The organism is Ruegeria sp. AH7 (assembly GCF_056541325.1).
In genome coordinates this window covers 38784-52663 of record NZ_JBQFYF010000003.1, presented here as the reverse complement: position 1 = coordinate 52663, position 13880 = coordinate 38784, and the positions used below count along the sequence as shown (strand labels likewise).

Sequence of the window (13880 nt, the reverse complement as noted above, 5' to 3'; positions counted from 1 at the left end):
GCCAGCTTTGTCCGCATAGCTGTCATATATCGGCCTGAGGTTTTTGGCACGTTTTTCGATAGCACCCCATCCCACACCACGCTAACCTTCGCCCAATCGCGACAGAGGAATCCCAACCCATGCCCTTCACCCTTGCCACCTGGAACATCAACTCGGTCCGTTTGCGTGAGCCTATCGTGCTGAAATTGCTGCAGGAAGAGGCTCCGGATGTGCTGTGTTTGCAGGAATGCAAGTCTCCGGTCGAGAAAATCCCGACCGAAGGCTTTGCGGAACTGGGGTATACCCACATGGTGGCGCGAGGGCAGAAGGGCTACAATGGCGTTGCCATCCTGTCGCGCATCCCGATGGAGGAAGTGGGCGACAAGGATTTTGCCGGTCTCGGCCATGCCCGCCACATCGCGGGGCGGTTGGAGAACGGAGTGACGATCCACAACTTCTATGTCCCGGCGGGCGGGGATGTGCCGGATCGTGAGGTGAATGAGAAGTTCGGGCAAAAGCTCGATTACCTCACCGACATGCGCGACTGGTTCCATGCGAAAAAGCCTGAAAAATCCATCTTGGTTGGCGATCTGAACATTGCCCCGCGCGAAGATGATGTCTGGTCGCACAAGCAACTGCTTAAGGTTGTCTCTCATACCCCGATCGAGGTCGAGCAACTGGCCGAGACGCAGGATGCAGGCGGTTGGATTGATATCACGCGGCAGGATATCCCCGAAGGGCAGCTTTACAGCTGGTGGTCTTACCGCGCGCGGGATTGGGATGCGGCAGACAAGGGGCGGCGGCTGGATCACGTCTGGGCCACGCCGGATATTTCGAATGCTGGCCATTCCAGCCGCATTCTGCGCGACGCGCGCGGGTGGGAGAAACCCAGCGATCACGCCCCGGTCTTTGCCAGTTTCGATCTGTAACTGTGCAACTCGGCCCTTGGTTTCCGTGCCAAGCGGTTGCATATAGGGCGCAAGTTTGAACGAAAGAGTATTTGCCATGGACCTTCTGAACAGCTCAGACAGCACCGCCGCCACCGATCTGATCAAGGATGGATCTGAGGCGACGTTTATGGCCGATGTGGTCGAGGCGTCGCAGGAAACCCCAGTGATTGTGGATTTCTGGGCGCCGTGGTGTGGTCCGTGCAAGACGCTGGGACCGCTGCTGGAAGAGGCCGTGACCGCCGCCAAGGGCGCGGTGAAGATGGTCAAGATCAACGTGGATGAGGCGCAGATGATCGCGTCGCAAATGCGTATTCAGTCGATCCCAACCGTTTACGCGTTCTTTAAGGGTCAGCCTGTTGATGGGTTTCAAGGGGCTGTGCCGGGGTCCGAGATCAAGGCCTTTGTGGACAGGGTTATCGAAGCGGCAGGTGGCGAAAGCCCAGGTGGGCAATTAGAGGATGCCGCTCAGGCCGCCGAAGAGATGCTGGCCGAAGGCGCGGCTGTTGATGCGGCGCAGACTTTCGCGGCCATTCTGGGTGAAGACCCCAACCATGCTGCGGCCTATGGCGGCTTGGTGCGGGCGCATATCGCATCCGACGATCTGGAACAGGCCGAGGCGATCCTGAACGGTGCCCCTGCAGAAATCTCCAGCGCGCCCGAGTTGGAAGCGGCCCATGCGCAGCTTGAGCTGGCGAAGCAGGCCGCAGACGCCGGGCCGGTGGCTGAACTGACGGCAACGGTCGAGGCTGAGCCTGACAACCATCAGGCGCGTTTCGATCTGGCGCAGGCTCTGCACGCCAATGGGGATGTCGAAGACGCCGTGGCACAATTGCTGGAACTGTTCCGTCGAGACCGTGAGTGGAATGAGGCGGCGGCCAAGACGCAGCTGTTCACGATCTTCGATGCGCTCAAGCCCAATGATCCGATTGTTCTGAACGGGCGGCGCAAGCTCAGCTCGATGATATTTGCCTAATTCCAGATCAGAGCTACACTCGGATACATGATGCATCCCGCTGACCTGCCGGAAACGGTATCCGTTTTTCCATTGCCCGGGGCGCTGTTGCTGCCCCGATCTCGCCTGCCGCTGCATATCTTTGAGCCGCGTTACCTGCAGATGCTGGACGATGCGCTGAAGACCAAGGAACGGCTGATCGCGATGGTTCAGCCAAACCCGTCTTTAAATGATGAGAAAAAGCTGCATCGGATCGGATGTGCGGGGCGAGTTACCCAGTTTTCCGAAACAGAAGACGGGCGCTATCTGATCACCCTGACCGGGGTGTCCCGGTTCCGAATAAAATCAGAGATTGAGGGGTTCACGCCCTATCGACGCTGCGAAGTATCCTGGGAGGGGTTTGACCGCGATCTTGGGAAATCCGAGAAGGATGACGGGTTCGACCGAACCCGGTTCCTGAACTTGTTGGAACGGTTCTTTGACTCCCGTCAGTTGTCGACCGATTGGGATTCGCTCAAGGATGCGGATGATGAGCTTTTGGTGAATTCCCTATCGATGCTGATGGATTTTGAACCGGAAGATAAACAAGCCCTGCTTGAGGCCCCGTGCCTGCGGACCCGACGCGAGACCTTGGTGACACTGATTGAATTCGCCATGCGCGGCGGATCAAATGAGGAAACTTTGCAATGAGCGATTCCGCGAACGCCTTTGACCGCCATATGCTTGAGGCGCTTGTTTGCCCTCAGACACAGACCACCTTGCACTATGATGCCGAAAAACAGGAACTCGTATCCAAAGCTGCCGGCATGGCCTTTCCGATCCGAAATGGCATTCCTGTGATGTTAGTCGATGAGGCGCGTCAGCTGGACTAAATCGCGCGACCCTGCAGAAGCTTCGGCAGGTCCCCGGTCAGCCCAGCGGCTTCGCGTACGAAACCGCGGCGGAATCCGGGCAGTGAGCCAACGATCCCCATCCCGATATCCCGTCCAAGCCGAAGCAGCGGATTGTCGTTCGAAAACAGCCTGTTGAACACATCCGTCGCCATGGCGAGTGAGGCGGTATCGAACCGCCGCCATTCCTGATACCGCTGCAGCACGAGGGTTGAGCCGATCTCTTCACCCCGCCGCCCGGCCAGTGTCAGCACTTCGGCCAGCGCGCCCACGTCACGCAGACCGGCGTTCAGACCCTGCCCGGCAATCGGGTGCATCCCATGTGCGGCGTCTCCGACCAAAGCCAGATGATCGGCGATGAAAGAATTGGCGATGGTCAGGTTCAGCGGATAGGTGAAGCGGTCGCCCTGCAGGCGTATATCGCCCAGGAAATCACCGAACCTAGGGCGTAGTGCTTGTAGATACTCAGCCTCAGGTAAGGCGTTGATTTGATGCGCGGTCTCTGTCCGTTCGCTCCAGACAATCGAACTGCGGTTGCCGATTAGCGGTAGAATGGCCAGGGGGCCTGGGGGCATGAAGAACTGATGCGCGATGCCGTGATGCGGCAACTCATGTTCAATCGCGCAAACAAGTGCGGTTTGGCCATAGTCCCATCCGGTGCGCTTGATCCCTGCCCGCGCCGCCGTACCGCTGCGGCGACCGTCACAGCCGACCAGCAACTGACCTGCGATTGTGGTGCCGTCATCCAGCGTCAAAACGGCCCCGCCCACACCCGTTTCCTGCGCTACAACGGTTTTGCCGTTGATCAGAGTGATGCGCTCGTCCTCGGCCATCGCGTCCAGAAACGCGCGGCGCAGGTGGCGATCCTCGACCATGTATCCCATCGGGCCTTCTTCAATCTCGGCATGGTCGAAATGCATGAAAAAGGGCGATGGGCCTGCACCCGCATGCCCGTCCGTCACTTTGATCTCAAGCATTGGCTGGGCGTGTTCGGCGATACGATCCCATATCCCGATTGCGTCCAGCAACCGCTGAGACGCCAGCGCCAATGCATAAGACCGCCCGTCAAAAGCCGCATTCTTACGTGTCTTTTCGGCCAGTGCATCAATCACCGTAATCGAATGACCGGTTTGAGCCAGTGCCAGGGCCAAGGCGGAGCCATTTAGCCCTCCGCCAACGATCAGAATGTTCGAGCCTCGTGTCATGCCCTGCACTATGCGCGCCCTTTCGGGATTGTCCATGTGCGGTCCTGTCGCTACCGTCCGGTTCAGTCAAAAAAGAAGGAGCGCGGTGATGCAGGAATGGTTGACGATGACAGCCTGTGATCTGGGTCGAGGTATTGGCATGGGGCAGATCGACCCGGTCGAGCTGACCGAAACCTACCTAGCCGCCATTGACGCCCATCCGCATCGTGATCGTATCTATGCGCGCGTCACCCATGATCGCGCACGGGCCGAGGCGAAGGCTGCAAAGGACCGCGTCGCCTTGGGATTGCGCCGATCCCTGCTGGATGGCGTTCCGATCAGTTGGAAGGACCTGTTCGATACCGCCGGTATCGGGACCGAGGCGGGATCCGCCCTGTTGCAAGGCCGTGTGCCCGAAGCAGACGCCGTGGTTGTGCACAACGCCACCGCGATGGGTACGGTTTGTCTGGGCAAAACCCATATGAGTGAGCTTGCCTTTTCCGGGCTTGGTCTGAACCCGATCACTGGCACTCCGCCTTGCGTTGATGATGAAGAGGCTGTGCCGGGCGGCTCATCTTCGGGTGCAGCGGCCTCTGTGGCCTGGGGGTTGGCGGCCTGCGGGATCGGATCGGATACGGGCGGGTCTGTTCGCATTCCGTCGGCGTGGAACAATCTGGTGGGGCTGAAAACCACCGCGGGGCGGGTCAGCCTGGAAGGGACTGTGCCATTGTGCTTGCGCTTCGACACTGTCGGTCCACTGGCGCGGTCGGTCGAGGATGCAGCGCATATGCTGGCCTTGCTCGAGGGCGGCGCGCCCGCTGATCTGCGCGGTGCGTCACTGGTTGGACGCCGCTTTGCTGATCTTCAAAACGTGGCCAAAGATGACCTGCGGGATGAACCGCGCAAAGCTTATGAGGGGGCGTTACAACGCCTAGCCGATGCCGGAGCCGAGATTGTTTCGCTTGAGGTGCTCGAGTTGAACGATGCGATGGGTCTGTCGGGAGTGCTTTATACCACCGAAGCCTACGGCCTGTGGAAAGACGTGATCGAAGCCAATCCCGATGCGATGTATCCCGAGATACTCGAACGATTCCGCATGGGGCAGGCCCATTCCGGGCCGGATTATGTCGCGGCTTGGTCCAAGCTCAAAGCCTGCCGCGCCGCATGGGATGCGGTCACTGCCGAATTCGATGCGGTCCTAGCCCCCACAGCGCCTATTCTGCCGCCCAATCTGGACCGGTTGATGAGCGACCACGACTACTACGTAACCGAGAATCTGCTGGCCCTTCGCAACACCCGCATCGGCAACTTGATGGGTCTGGCCGCCCTGACGCTGCCCACCGGAACACCGGGTTGCGGGGTGATGATGCTGGGCTACCCAGGGTCCGAAGAGGCCCTGCTGCGGCTGGGATCAGCCGCCGAATCTGCTTTGGCCTGAATGCCACAATCCCCTGATTCGACGTCTCTTTGTCTGGACGGGGTGCGGTGTGATCTGTAATCTGTCAAAAAACGGGGCGAAAACGATCCCGATCTTGAGGCAGTAGTTATGAATTTTCCCGAGCGGTTTTCGAACCTACCGGAATATGCATTCCCGCGTCTGCGCACCCTGTTGGATCATCACCAGCCGGGCGGAGATGTCATTCATATGACCATCGGCGCGCCCATGCATGATTTTCCCGCCTGGGTGACAAATGTCATTACTGAGAACGCGGCAGGATTTCAGGGTTATCCGCCCAATGAAGGCTCGCCCGAGCTGCGCGGCGCGATCACCGACTGGATCAAGCGCCGCTATGGCGTGAGCATGGACCCCGATACCAATGTGATGGCCCTGAATGGCACCCGAGAGGGGCTGTATAACGCCGCGATGGCCCTGTGCCCCGAGCAGAAGAATGGGCAAAGGCCGGTCGTTCTATGCCCGAACCCGTTTTATCAGGTCTACATGGTCGCCTCGATCTCGGTTGCGGCCGAGCCTGTCTTTGTTCCTGCGACTGCGGCGACGGGTCATCTGCCTGATTATGCCGCGCTGCCCGAGGACGTGCTGAACCGAACTGCGATAGCCTATATCTGTTCTCCGGCCAATCCGCAGGGGGCCGTCGCATCACGCGAATACTGGGCCGAGCTGATTGCGTTGGCCGAGAAATACGATTTCCGCATCTTTGCGGATGAATGCTATTCCGAGATTTACCGGGATGAGGCACCCACTGGCGTTCTGACCGTCGCGCAAGAGATGGGAGCTGATCCAGAACGGATCACCCTGTTCAATTCCCTTTCTAAACGATCCAATCTGGCTGGTCTTCGGTCCGGGCTGATCGCGGGTGGCCCTGACACCATCAAACGCGTCAAGCAGTTGCGTAACTATGCCGGTTCGCCTTTGCCTTTGCCTCTGCAAGCTGCGGCAGCGCGGGTTTGGGCGGATGAGGCGCATGTCGTCCAGAACCGTGCGCTGTATCAGGAAAAATACGCCCTTGCGGACGAGGTTTTTGCCAATGTGCAAGGCTACATGCCGCCCGAGGCCGGATTTTTCCTGTGGTTGCCGGTTGAAAACGGCGAAGAGACCGCATTGAAGTTGTGGCAAGAGACCGGAGTACGGGTCCTGCCGGGCGCATATCTTTCTCAGGGCGATCCGGGGCAAAACCCGGGCGAACACTTTATCCGGGCTGCCATGGTGGCCCCAAAAACAGAGTTGCAGCGCGGGCTGATCACGCTCCGCGACTGCATCTATTCGTGAGGTACGAGGGCAAAATGGCATCATTGAACGCGCGCAACCGCGATCCACTGCTGGACAGCACCACACAGGCCGCCATCGAGCGGCGCAGTAAGGAATTAATCGGGATCGCCTTGATCCTGCTGGGCTTTGCAGCTGCGGCGATGATCTGGTCCTACACACCCGAGGACCCAAACTGGATGGTTTCGACCGATGCGCCGGTGCAGAACTGGATGGGCCGGGTTGGTGCCTGGATCGCCGCGTTTTCCTTTATGGTTGTGGGCTGGGGCAGTTGGGGCTTTGCCCTGACATTGATCGTCTGGGGCGTGCGTTTTGCAGGTCATTTCGGCGAAGATCGCGCAATTGCCCGGCTGATCTTTGCACCTATCTGGATCGCAGTTCTGGCCGTCTATGCAGCAACGCTGGTGCCCGGTGAAACATGGCGCGCGACCCACAGCTACGGCCTGGGCGGCTTGGGCGGTGATACTGTCCTGGGCTTTATCCTGCTGATCCTCCCGATCTCGTCCGCTTTTGTTGTCAAACTGATGTCTTTGGTGATGGCGCTTGGCATGCTTGCGCTGGGTGTCTTCGTCCTAGGCTTCACCAGAAGTGACGTACAGCGCGGTTTTAGGGCCTTCCTGCTGGGCTTGGTGGTGTCCTATGACATGTTGATGACTCTGCTGGGTCGTGGAGCTTCGGCCACGGCGCAAGCGGCGCGGGATCGCCGCGCGCAGTGGAATGAGCACCGGGCGGCCCGTGTTGAGCCTGTCCTGCAGGATGAGGTTGCCTTTGGCGATCCTGTCTTTGAAGAACTGGAAGAAGAGACACCCGAACCTCCTCAAAAAACCGGCCTTCTGGCGCGTATGCCGGCCTTGATCCGTCGCCCCGATCCGATGCCTGAACCGGAGTTTGTCGAAGCGATGCCGGTCGAAGGGTTTGATGAAATGCCGGGCGAAGATCGTATACGTTCGAAGATTTCGGCCGCGGTACGTAATCGCAAGGTGGCGACGGGTGAAGTAACACCCGAGCCTGATCCGAACTTGCCGCTTACCAAAGGCCGGGGTCGAGGACCTGATCCCCTGATCCTGAACACCGGTACAGCTGCGGAGTTGCCTCCCGAACCACCCATGAGCTGGACCGACCTTCCACCCGAGCCGACGCTGAGCGCCGAGGCCACGACAGAGTGGCAAGAGCCGTTGCATCAGGACTTTGCGGCTGAGCCAGAGTTGGAAGACGACGATACCGTGTTCGAAGATATGCACGCATCTGAACCGCAGGCGCGTCCTGCAATGAAAATCCCGGTGGCTGAACCGCGCAAGCCGGTGGTTGCCCAGCCCGTGCGTCGCACGCCGCAGCCATCACGCCGCGCGCAGGCTGAGGCGCAGCCGACTTTGTCCTTTGAAGAACGGCATTCGGATTTTGAACTGCCTCCGCTGGGCCTGCTGTCCAATCCATCCACCATTCAGCGCCACCACCTGAGCGACGAAGCGCTGGAGGAAAATGCGCGGATGCTGGAAAACGTGCTGGACGATTATGGCGTCAAAGGTGAGATCGTCAGCGTCCGCCCCGGTCCCGTGGTGACCATGTACGAACTAGAACCAGCGCCGGGCCTTAAAGCCAGCCGTGTTATCGGTCTGGCTGACGATATTGCGCGATCCATGTCCGCGCTCTCGGCGCGGGTTTCGACCTTGCCGGGCCGCTCGGTCATCGGGATCGAACTGCCGAATGAAAACCGAGAAATGGTGGTGCTGCGCGAGATCCTCGCCAGCCGTGATTTTGGTGACGGTAACCATGCACTGCCACTGGCGCTGGGCAAGGATATTGGTGGTGAGTCTGTCGTGGCGAACCTTGCGAAGATGCCCCACCTGCTGATCGCGGGGACCACGGGTTCGGGTAAATCGGTGGCGATCAACACAATGATCCTGTCGCTGTTGTACAAGCTGAGCCCGGACGAATGCCGTCTGATCATGATTGACCCCAAGATGCTGGAACTGTCGGTCTACGACGGCATCCCGCATCTGCTCTCACCCGTTGTGACCGACCCGAAAAAGGCGGTTGTCGCCTTGAAATGGGTCGTGGGCGAGATGGAGGATCGGTATCGCAAGATGTCCAAAATGGGCGTGCGTAACATCGCGGGCTATAATGGCCGGGTGAAAGACGCGCTGTCCAAGGGTGAGATGTTCTCGCGCACGGTCCAGACCGGGTTTGACGATGAAACCGGCGAGCCGATGTTCGAGACCGAAGAATTCGCGCCTGAGGCGATGCCTTACATCGTCGTCATCGTTGATGAGATGGCTGACCTGATGATGGTGGCGGGCAAGGAAATCGAAGCCTGCATTCAGCGTCTGGCGCAGATGGCGCGGGCCTCGGGCATTCACCTGATCATGGCCACGCAGCGCCCCTCGGTCGATGTGATCACTGGTACGATCAAGGCGAACTTCCCAACCCGGATTTCGTTCCAGGTAACTTCGAAGGTCGATAGCCGCACCATTCTGGGCGAGATGGGCGCCGAGCAACTGCTGGGGCAGGGTGACATGCTCTATATGGCGGGTGGCGCCAAGATCACCCGTTGCCACGGACCGTTTGTTTCGGACGAAGAGGTCGAGGAAATCGTAAACCATCTGAAGCAATTCGGCCCGCCGGACTATATGAGCGGCGTGGTCGATGGACCGGCCGAAGAAAAGGCCGATAACATAGACGCCGTTTTGGGGCTGAACACCGGTGGCAACACCAATGGCGAAGATGCGCTGTACGACCAAGCGGTGGCGATTGTGATCAAGGATCGCAAATGCTCGACCTCATACATCCAGCGGAAACTTGCCATCGGCTACAACAAAGCCGCGCGGCTGGTTGAGCAGATGGAGGACGAAGGCGTTGTTTCGGCGGCAAATCACGTCGGTAAGCGGGAAATCCTCGTCCCCGAGCAGTAGGATATTTAATAACAAGGGCAAAAGGCTTATCTGGACCTTATGAAACAGATTGCTTTTGCCCTTGCTCTGATATTGGCCGTGCCTGCGGCTTGGGCGGCCGAGAAACTGCCATTGTCAGAGATTTCGAATTATCTGAACCAGATGAAAACGGTTCAGAGCAGCTTTACCCAGGTCAATGACGATGGCTCGCTGAGCACCGGCAAGCTTTGGATTCAAAGACCGGGTAAGATGAGGTTCGAGTATGATCCGCCGGAAAGCGCCGTTGTTCTGGCACGGGCGGGCAGTGTTCTGATCTTCGATCCCAAATCGAACCAACCACCCGAACAATATCCGCTGAGGCGAACACCACTGTCTTTGGTTTTGGCGCGCAACGTTAACCTGGGGCAAGCCAATATGGTGGTTGGGCACGAGTTTGACGGTACTGCAACGGTTGTCACGGCGCAGGACCCCAAGAACCCAGACTCAGGCCGGATCGAGCTGATGTTTACCGACAATCCTGTTGAGCTGCGGAAATGGGTGATCCACGACAATGCAGGCACCCAAACCACAGTGCTGCTGGGCCCGCTGAGCGAAGGTGGCACCTTCGATCAAAATCTCTTTTCAGACAAATAGCGAATAAGGGTCAGCAAAACCGCCGACCCCATCACGCTTAGTATCGGCAGTTTGCCAGCTGTGACTGATACATATCGGCGCGCGCATCCACGTCGCTGGCCACGCCAAGCAACCAGGATTTGCGATTGTAACTGCCACGCGCATACCCTGTGTGCCCTTCGTGATAGGCTAGGTACTGGTTACGCGTGTCGGAGGGGTGGATGCCATTCCGCTCGTAACTTTTGTTCATGTACCAACCGATAAAGTCCGATGCATCGCCGATCCGATCCCGCTTGGCGCGGCGTTTGCCGGTTTCACGCTGGTATTGCTCCCACGTGCCATCCAGGGCCTGACCATAGCCATAGGCACTGCTTTGACGGCCCATCGGGATGACACCCAGAACATAACGGTGCGGCGTACGCGCATCGTGACGATATCGGCTTTCCTGATAGATGGTGGCCATCTGAACGTGAACGGGAACACCCCATTTACGCTCGGTTTTTTGGAAGGCCCGGATATAGTCGGGCTTTTCGCGCGCAATACTGCACGCGTCATTCAATCTGCTGGGCGGTTGCTTGGAACCGCCCCCACAGGATGCCAAAAGCAGCACCCCAAGGAGTACGAAAAGTTTTCTGCTCATGTGCCTCATGCCTTTTTTCTGGCATTCTAGCGCAGATTGAGCGTGGATGGAATCACAATCGCTAGAGCACAAGCGCCAAAACAAGTGGCAGTGTTGCAATGGACACCAACGTTGACACCATAACCATCCCGGCCACCGCATCTGCATCCGCTTCAAACCGTTCGGCCAACAGATAAGATGTGACCGCGACCGGAGTACACATCTGCAGGAGCAGCACACCAAAGGCGATCGCTTCAAGATCGAATGCAACAGCAACAAACCAACCCAGCGCAAAGCAGACAGCGACTTTCAGAAGGGACAGCCAGACTGCGCGACCCAGACTACGCGTGGTGAGCCGGGCAATAGCGACGCCCACTGTGACCAGCATCAATGGCACAGCCATTTGCCCCAGCAAATCCAATGTGTTGGTTAAAAACAGCGGGGTTTCCCATCCGCGCCACAAAAACAGCGCGCCGAGAATAGTGGCCCAGACCATAGGTTGTCGGATCACCTGCCCATACGCGCCCTTTCCGGCGACCAGATAGATGCCGTAGGTGAAGGAAAACAAAGCCGTCACCGCCAAGAAGATCACGGCATATCCCAGACCTGCCTGACCAAAGGCGAAGATGCACAAGGGCAGTCCCAGATTGCCGGTATTGCCGAAAATCAGCGGCGAAAGATAGGTGCGCTGGTCCAGTTTCAGCACCCGCACGAGGACCCAGAAGACAGCCGCCATTACAAGGTTAGCGACGATCGTGGCGATCGTAAAGCGCGACAGGTTACCACCCGGGATTTCAGTTTGCATAAGGGCGACAAAGATCAGGCTGGGGACCGCCAATGTCATGGCAAATCGGGTGACGAATTGCAGTCGATATTCGAACCCCAACTTGACCCAGGCAAACCCGATACCGGCCAGAATGAAGACCGGCGCGACGATTTCGAACACTGTCAGTAGAAGGTTCACAGACTGTTTCCCCGAATTTCAGATCAATGATTGGCTTTTCTGCCCGGAAAGAGGTAGTAACTTCTTTGGGGGCTGAAACAATGCTAAAGACACACGCCAAATACGGCCTGGGACAGGTTGTTCGACACAAAAAACATCCCTTCCGAGGGGTGATTTTTGACGTCGATCCAGAGTTTTCGAACACCGAGGAATGGTACGAAGCCATCCCCGAAGACAGTCGGCCGATCAAGGACCAGCCGTTCTATCATCTGCTGGCCGAGAACGATCAATCCTTCTATGTCGCTTATGTTTCAGAACAAAATCTGATCGAGGATCAATCGGGCGAGCCGGTCGAGCATCCGGATATCCCCAATATGTTTGGCCCTTTCGAAGATGGGTCCTACCCGCTGCACTTTCATCTGAACTGAACCTTTGGGCTTGTGGGGCCAAAGGTGACTGTGTCTAGTACCCGAGTGCACAGCCATCCTTACGCGGATCGCTGCCGCCTTCCAACACACCATCCTCACGGATCCGAATGGCCTGAGCCCCGCCAAGCGGAGTTTCTGGAATCGTGACAGTGTGGCCAATATCTGCCAATTGTTGAGCGACCTTATCTGGGAAGCCACGTTCCAGTTTCAGAACTCCGCCATCGGCAAAAGCACGGGGGGCATCGATGCTGGTTTGTATCCCAAGATTGAAATCTGTCAGGTTCGATACAAACCGGGCGTGGCCTGTTGGCTGATAAGCCCCGCCCATCACACCAAACGGCATCATGATGCGCCCGTTCTCGGTCAGCATGCCCGGTATGATTGTATGCATCGGACGTTTCCCGCCGCCCAATTCGTTGGGATGACCGCGTTCCAGCGTAAAGCCCGCTCCACGGTTTTGCATTAGAATACCGTATTTTTCCGAAGCAATCCCCGAGCCGAAACTGTGAAAGATTGAATAGATCAGCGACACCGCCATCCGGTCCCGATCAACAACGGTTATATAGACCGTGTCTTTGTGAATGGCTTCGGTCAGCGGAGTTGGCGACCCCATCGCGCGTTTGGGATCGATCAGCGCAGCGAGGCGTTCGGCCACGTCTGGGTCGAGGAATTGTTCCGCACGCGCGGTGTGGTCCGGATCAGCGATGAAACGGTTACGGGCATCATAGGCTAGTTTGGTGGCCTCCGCCTCGATATGAACCCGTTCTGCGCCAAACGGATCCATGCGCGCCAAATCGAATTGTTTCTGGATGTTCAGAAGCAAGATGGCAGTTGCGCCTTGTCCGTTGGGTGGATGTTCAACCAGATCAATACCGCCGTAGCTGCCGCTCACCGGATCTGTTGGCGTGCATTCTGTACGTTCAAAATCATCGGCAGTGTGGACACCACCGAGTTGAGACAGGGCAGTCAGCATATCCTGCGCAATTTCACCTGTGTAAAAGGCTTCGCGCCCGTTTTTGGCGACGCGGCGCAACACCTCGGCCTGACCGGGGGATCGGAAAACCTGACCAATCTTGGGCGCCTGTCCGTCGATTAGATAGTGCTGTTTGGCGGCCCCTTGCAAGGTTGCCGCCCCGCTTTGCCAGTCAAAGGCGACGCGCGGTGCAACCGGAACACCCAGTTCGGCATAGTGAATTGCGGGTTGCAGAATTGCGTCCAGACCAAGCTGCCCTTCAGTTTCAGACAGATGGCAAAAGGCATCGACGGCGCCGGGAATTGTTACCGCATCGGGGCTGGTCAGGGGGATCGCGGTCAGCGACCGCGCGCGCAGCGCTTCGGCATTTGCATTGGCCGGGGCTCGGCCCGATCCGTTCAGTGCGCGAACCTTGTTCTCACCCGCCCGATTGAACAGGACAAAGCAATCGCCGCCCAGCCCCGTCATTTGTGGTTCGCAAATGCCCAGCAGCACCGCCCCGGCGATGGCCGCATCCATCGCGTTACCGCCTTGCGCAAGAATATCCAGCGCGGCCTTTGCCGCCAGAGGATGCGATGTTGCGCACATTCCCTCGGTTGCCAGAACCTCGGACCGTCCAGGCAGGTGCAAATCGCGCATAACATCTCTCCTCTTCCTTGCCGTGGCGAAGGTAAAGTGAGTGGAGGGATTGTCCAGTGATTTCAAGGGGAGGGAGGTTCCTCGGCGCCGTTCACTGG

13 protein-coding genes are annotated in these 13880 nt (G+C 58.1%); 9 read left to right on the top strand and 4 right to left on the bottom strand.

What is annotated here, in order from left to right:
• Positions 1–119 precede the first annotated feature (119 nt).
• The 4 genes from ACR0JX_RS08460 to ACR0JX_RS08445 all read left to right on the top strand — a co-directional run bounded on the left by ACR0JX_RS08460 (position 120) and on the right by ACR0JX_RS08445 (position 2753).
• On the top strand, positions 120–908 hold the full coding sequence (locus tag ACR0JX_RS08460; protein WP_480543107.1) for an exodeoxyribonuclease III: 789 nt from the start codon (positions 120–122) through the stop codon (positions 906–908).
• A gap of 76 nt (positions 909–984) precedes the next feature.
• The gene (gene trxA / locus ACR0JX_RS08455; protein WP_480543105.1) at positions 985–1902 is read left to right on the top strand and encodes a thioredoxin; all 918 of its coding nucleotides are present in this window, start codon (positions 985–987) and stop codon (positions 1900–1902) included.
• Between the two features lie 27 nt (positions 1903–1929).
• On the top strand, positions 1930–2571 hold the full coding sequence (locus ACR0JX_RS08450) for an LON peptidase substrate-binding domain-containing protein (protein ID WP_480543103.1): 642 nt from the start codon (positions 1930–1932) through the stop codon (positions 2569–2571).
• Positions 2568–2753, top strand: a complete 186-nt coding sequence (locus tag ACR0JX_RS08445; RefSeq protein ID WP_480543101.1) for a Trm112 family protein — start codon at positions 2568–2570, stop codon at positions 2751–2753. The genes ACR0JX_RS08450 and ACR0JX_RS08445 overlap by 4 nt, the downstream gene beginning before the upstream one ends.
• Here ACR0JX_RS08445 and ACR0JX_RS08440 read toward each other — a convergent pair.
• Positions 2750–4012 carry an FAD-dependent monooxygenase gene (locus ACR0JX_RS08440; protein ID WP_480543099.1) on the bottom strand — a complete coding sequence of 421 codons (1263 nt, stop codon included), beginning with the start codon at positions 4010–4012 and terminating at the stop codon, positions 2750–2752. The two genes, ACR0JX_RS08445 and ACR0JX_RS08440, sit on opposite strands and share 4 nt — an antisense overlap.
• A gap of 52 nt (positions 4013–4064) precedes the next feature.
• On the opposite strand from ACR0JX_RS08440, the gene ACR0JX_RS08435 reads away from it, so the two are divergent.
• The 4 genes from ACR0JX_RS08435 (at position 4065) to ACR0JX_RS08420 (ending at position 10201) form a co-directional block, all read left to right on the top strand.
• Positions 4065–5393, top strand: coding sequence for an amidase (locus ACR0JX_RS08435; RefSeq protein ID WP_480543097.1), 1329 nt, complete (start codon positions 4065–4067; stop codon positions 5391–5393).
• A 108-nt stretch (positions 5394–5501) separates the two neighbouring features.
• Positions 5502–6683: an aminotransferase class I/II-fold pyridoxal phosphate-dependent enzyme gene (locus ACR0JX_RS08430; protein WP_480543095.1), complete on the top strand. Its 1182-nt coding sequence runs from the start codon at positions 5502–5504 to the stop codon at positions 6681–6683.
• 14 nt (positions 6684–6697) lie between these two features.
• On the top strand, positions 6698–9589 hold the full coding sequence (locus ACR0JX_RS08425) for a DNA translocase FtsK (protein WP_480543093.1): 2892 nt from the start codon (positions 6698–6700) through the stop codon (positions 9587–9589).
• Positions 9590–9628: 39 nt separating this feature from the next.
• Positions 9629–10201 carry a LolA family protein gene (locus ACR0JX_RS08420; RefSeq protein ID WP_480543092.1) on the top strand — a complete coding sequence of 191 codons (573 nt, stop codon included), beginning with the start codon at positions 9629–9631 and terminating at the stop codon, positions 10199–10201.
• A gap of 37 nt (positions 10202–10238) precedes the next feature.
• On the opposite strand, the gene ACR0JX_RS08415 is transcribed toward ACR0JX_RS08420, so the two are convergent.
• Entirely contained in the window at positions 10239–10820 is a 582-nt protein-coding gene (locus tag ACR0JX_RS08415) for a transglycosylase SLT domain-containing protein (RefSeq protein ID WP_480543090.1), read from the bottom strand.
• Positions 10821–10881: 61 nt separating this feature from the next.
• Positions 10882–11763 carry an AEC family transporter gene (locus ACR0JX_RS08410; RefSeq protein WP_480543088.1) on the bottom strand — a complete coding sequence of 294 codons (882 nt, stop codon included), beginning with the start codon at positions 11761–11763 and terminating at the stop codon, positions 10882–10884.
• 80 nt (positions 11764–11843) lie between these two features.
• Between ACR0JX_RS08410 and hspQ the strand changes: the two genes are divergently transcribed.
• Positions 11844–12170 carry a heat shock protein HspQ gene (gene hspQ / locus ACR0JX_RS08405; protein WP_170533369.1) on the top strand — a complete coding sequence of 109 codons (327 nt, stop codon included), beginning with the start codon at positions 11844–11846 and terminating at the stop codon, positions 12168–12170.
• A 34-nt stretch (positions 12171–12204) separates the two neighbouring features.
• On the opposite strand, the gene ACR0JX_RS08400 is transcribed toward hspQ, so the two are convergent.
• A complete protein-coding gene (locus ACR0JX_RS08400) occupies positions 12205–13782 on the bottom strand; it encodes a gamma-glutamyltransferase family protein (protein ID WP_480543086.1) in 1578 nt (525 codons plus the stop codon).
• Positions 13783–13880 lie beyond the last annotated feature (98 nt).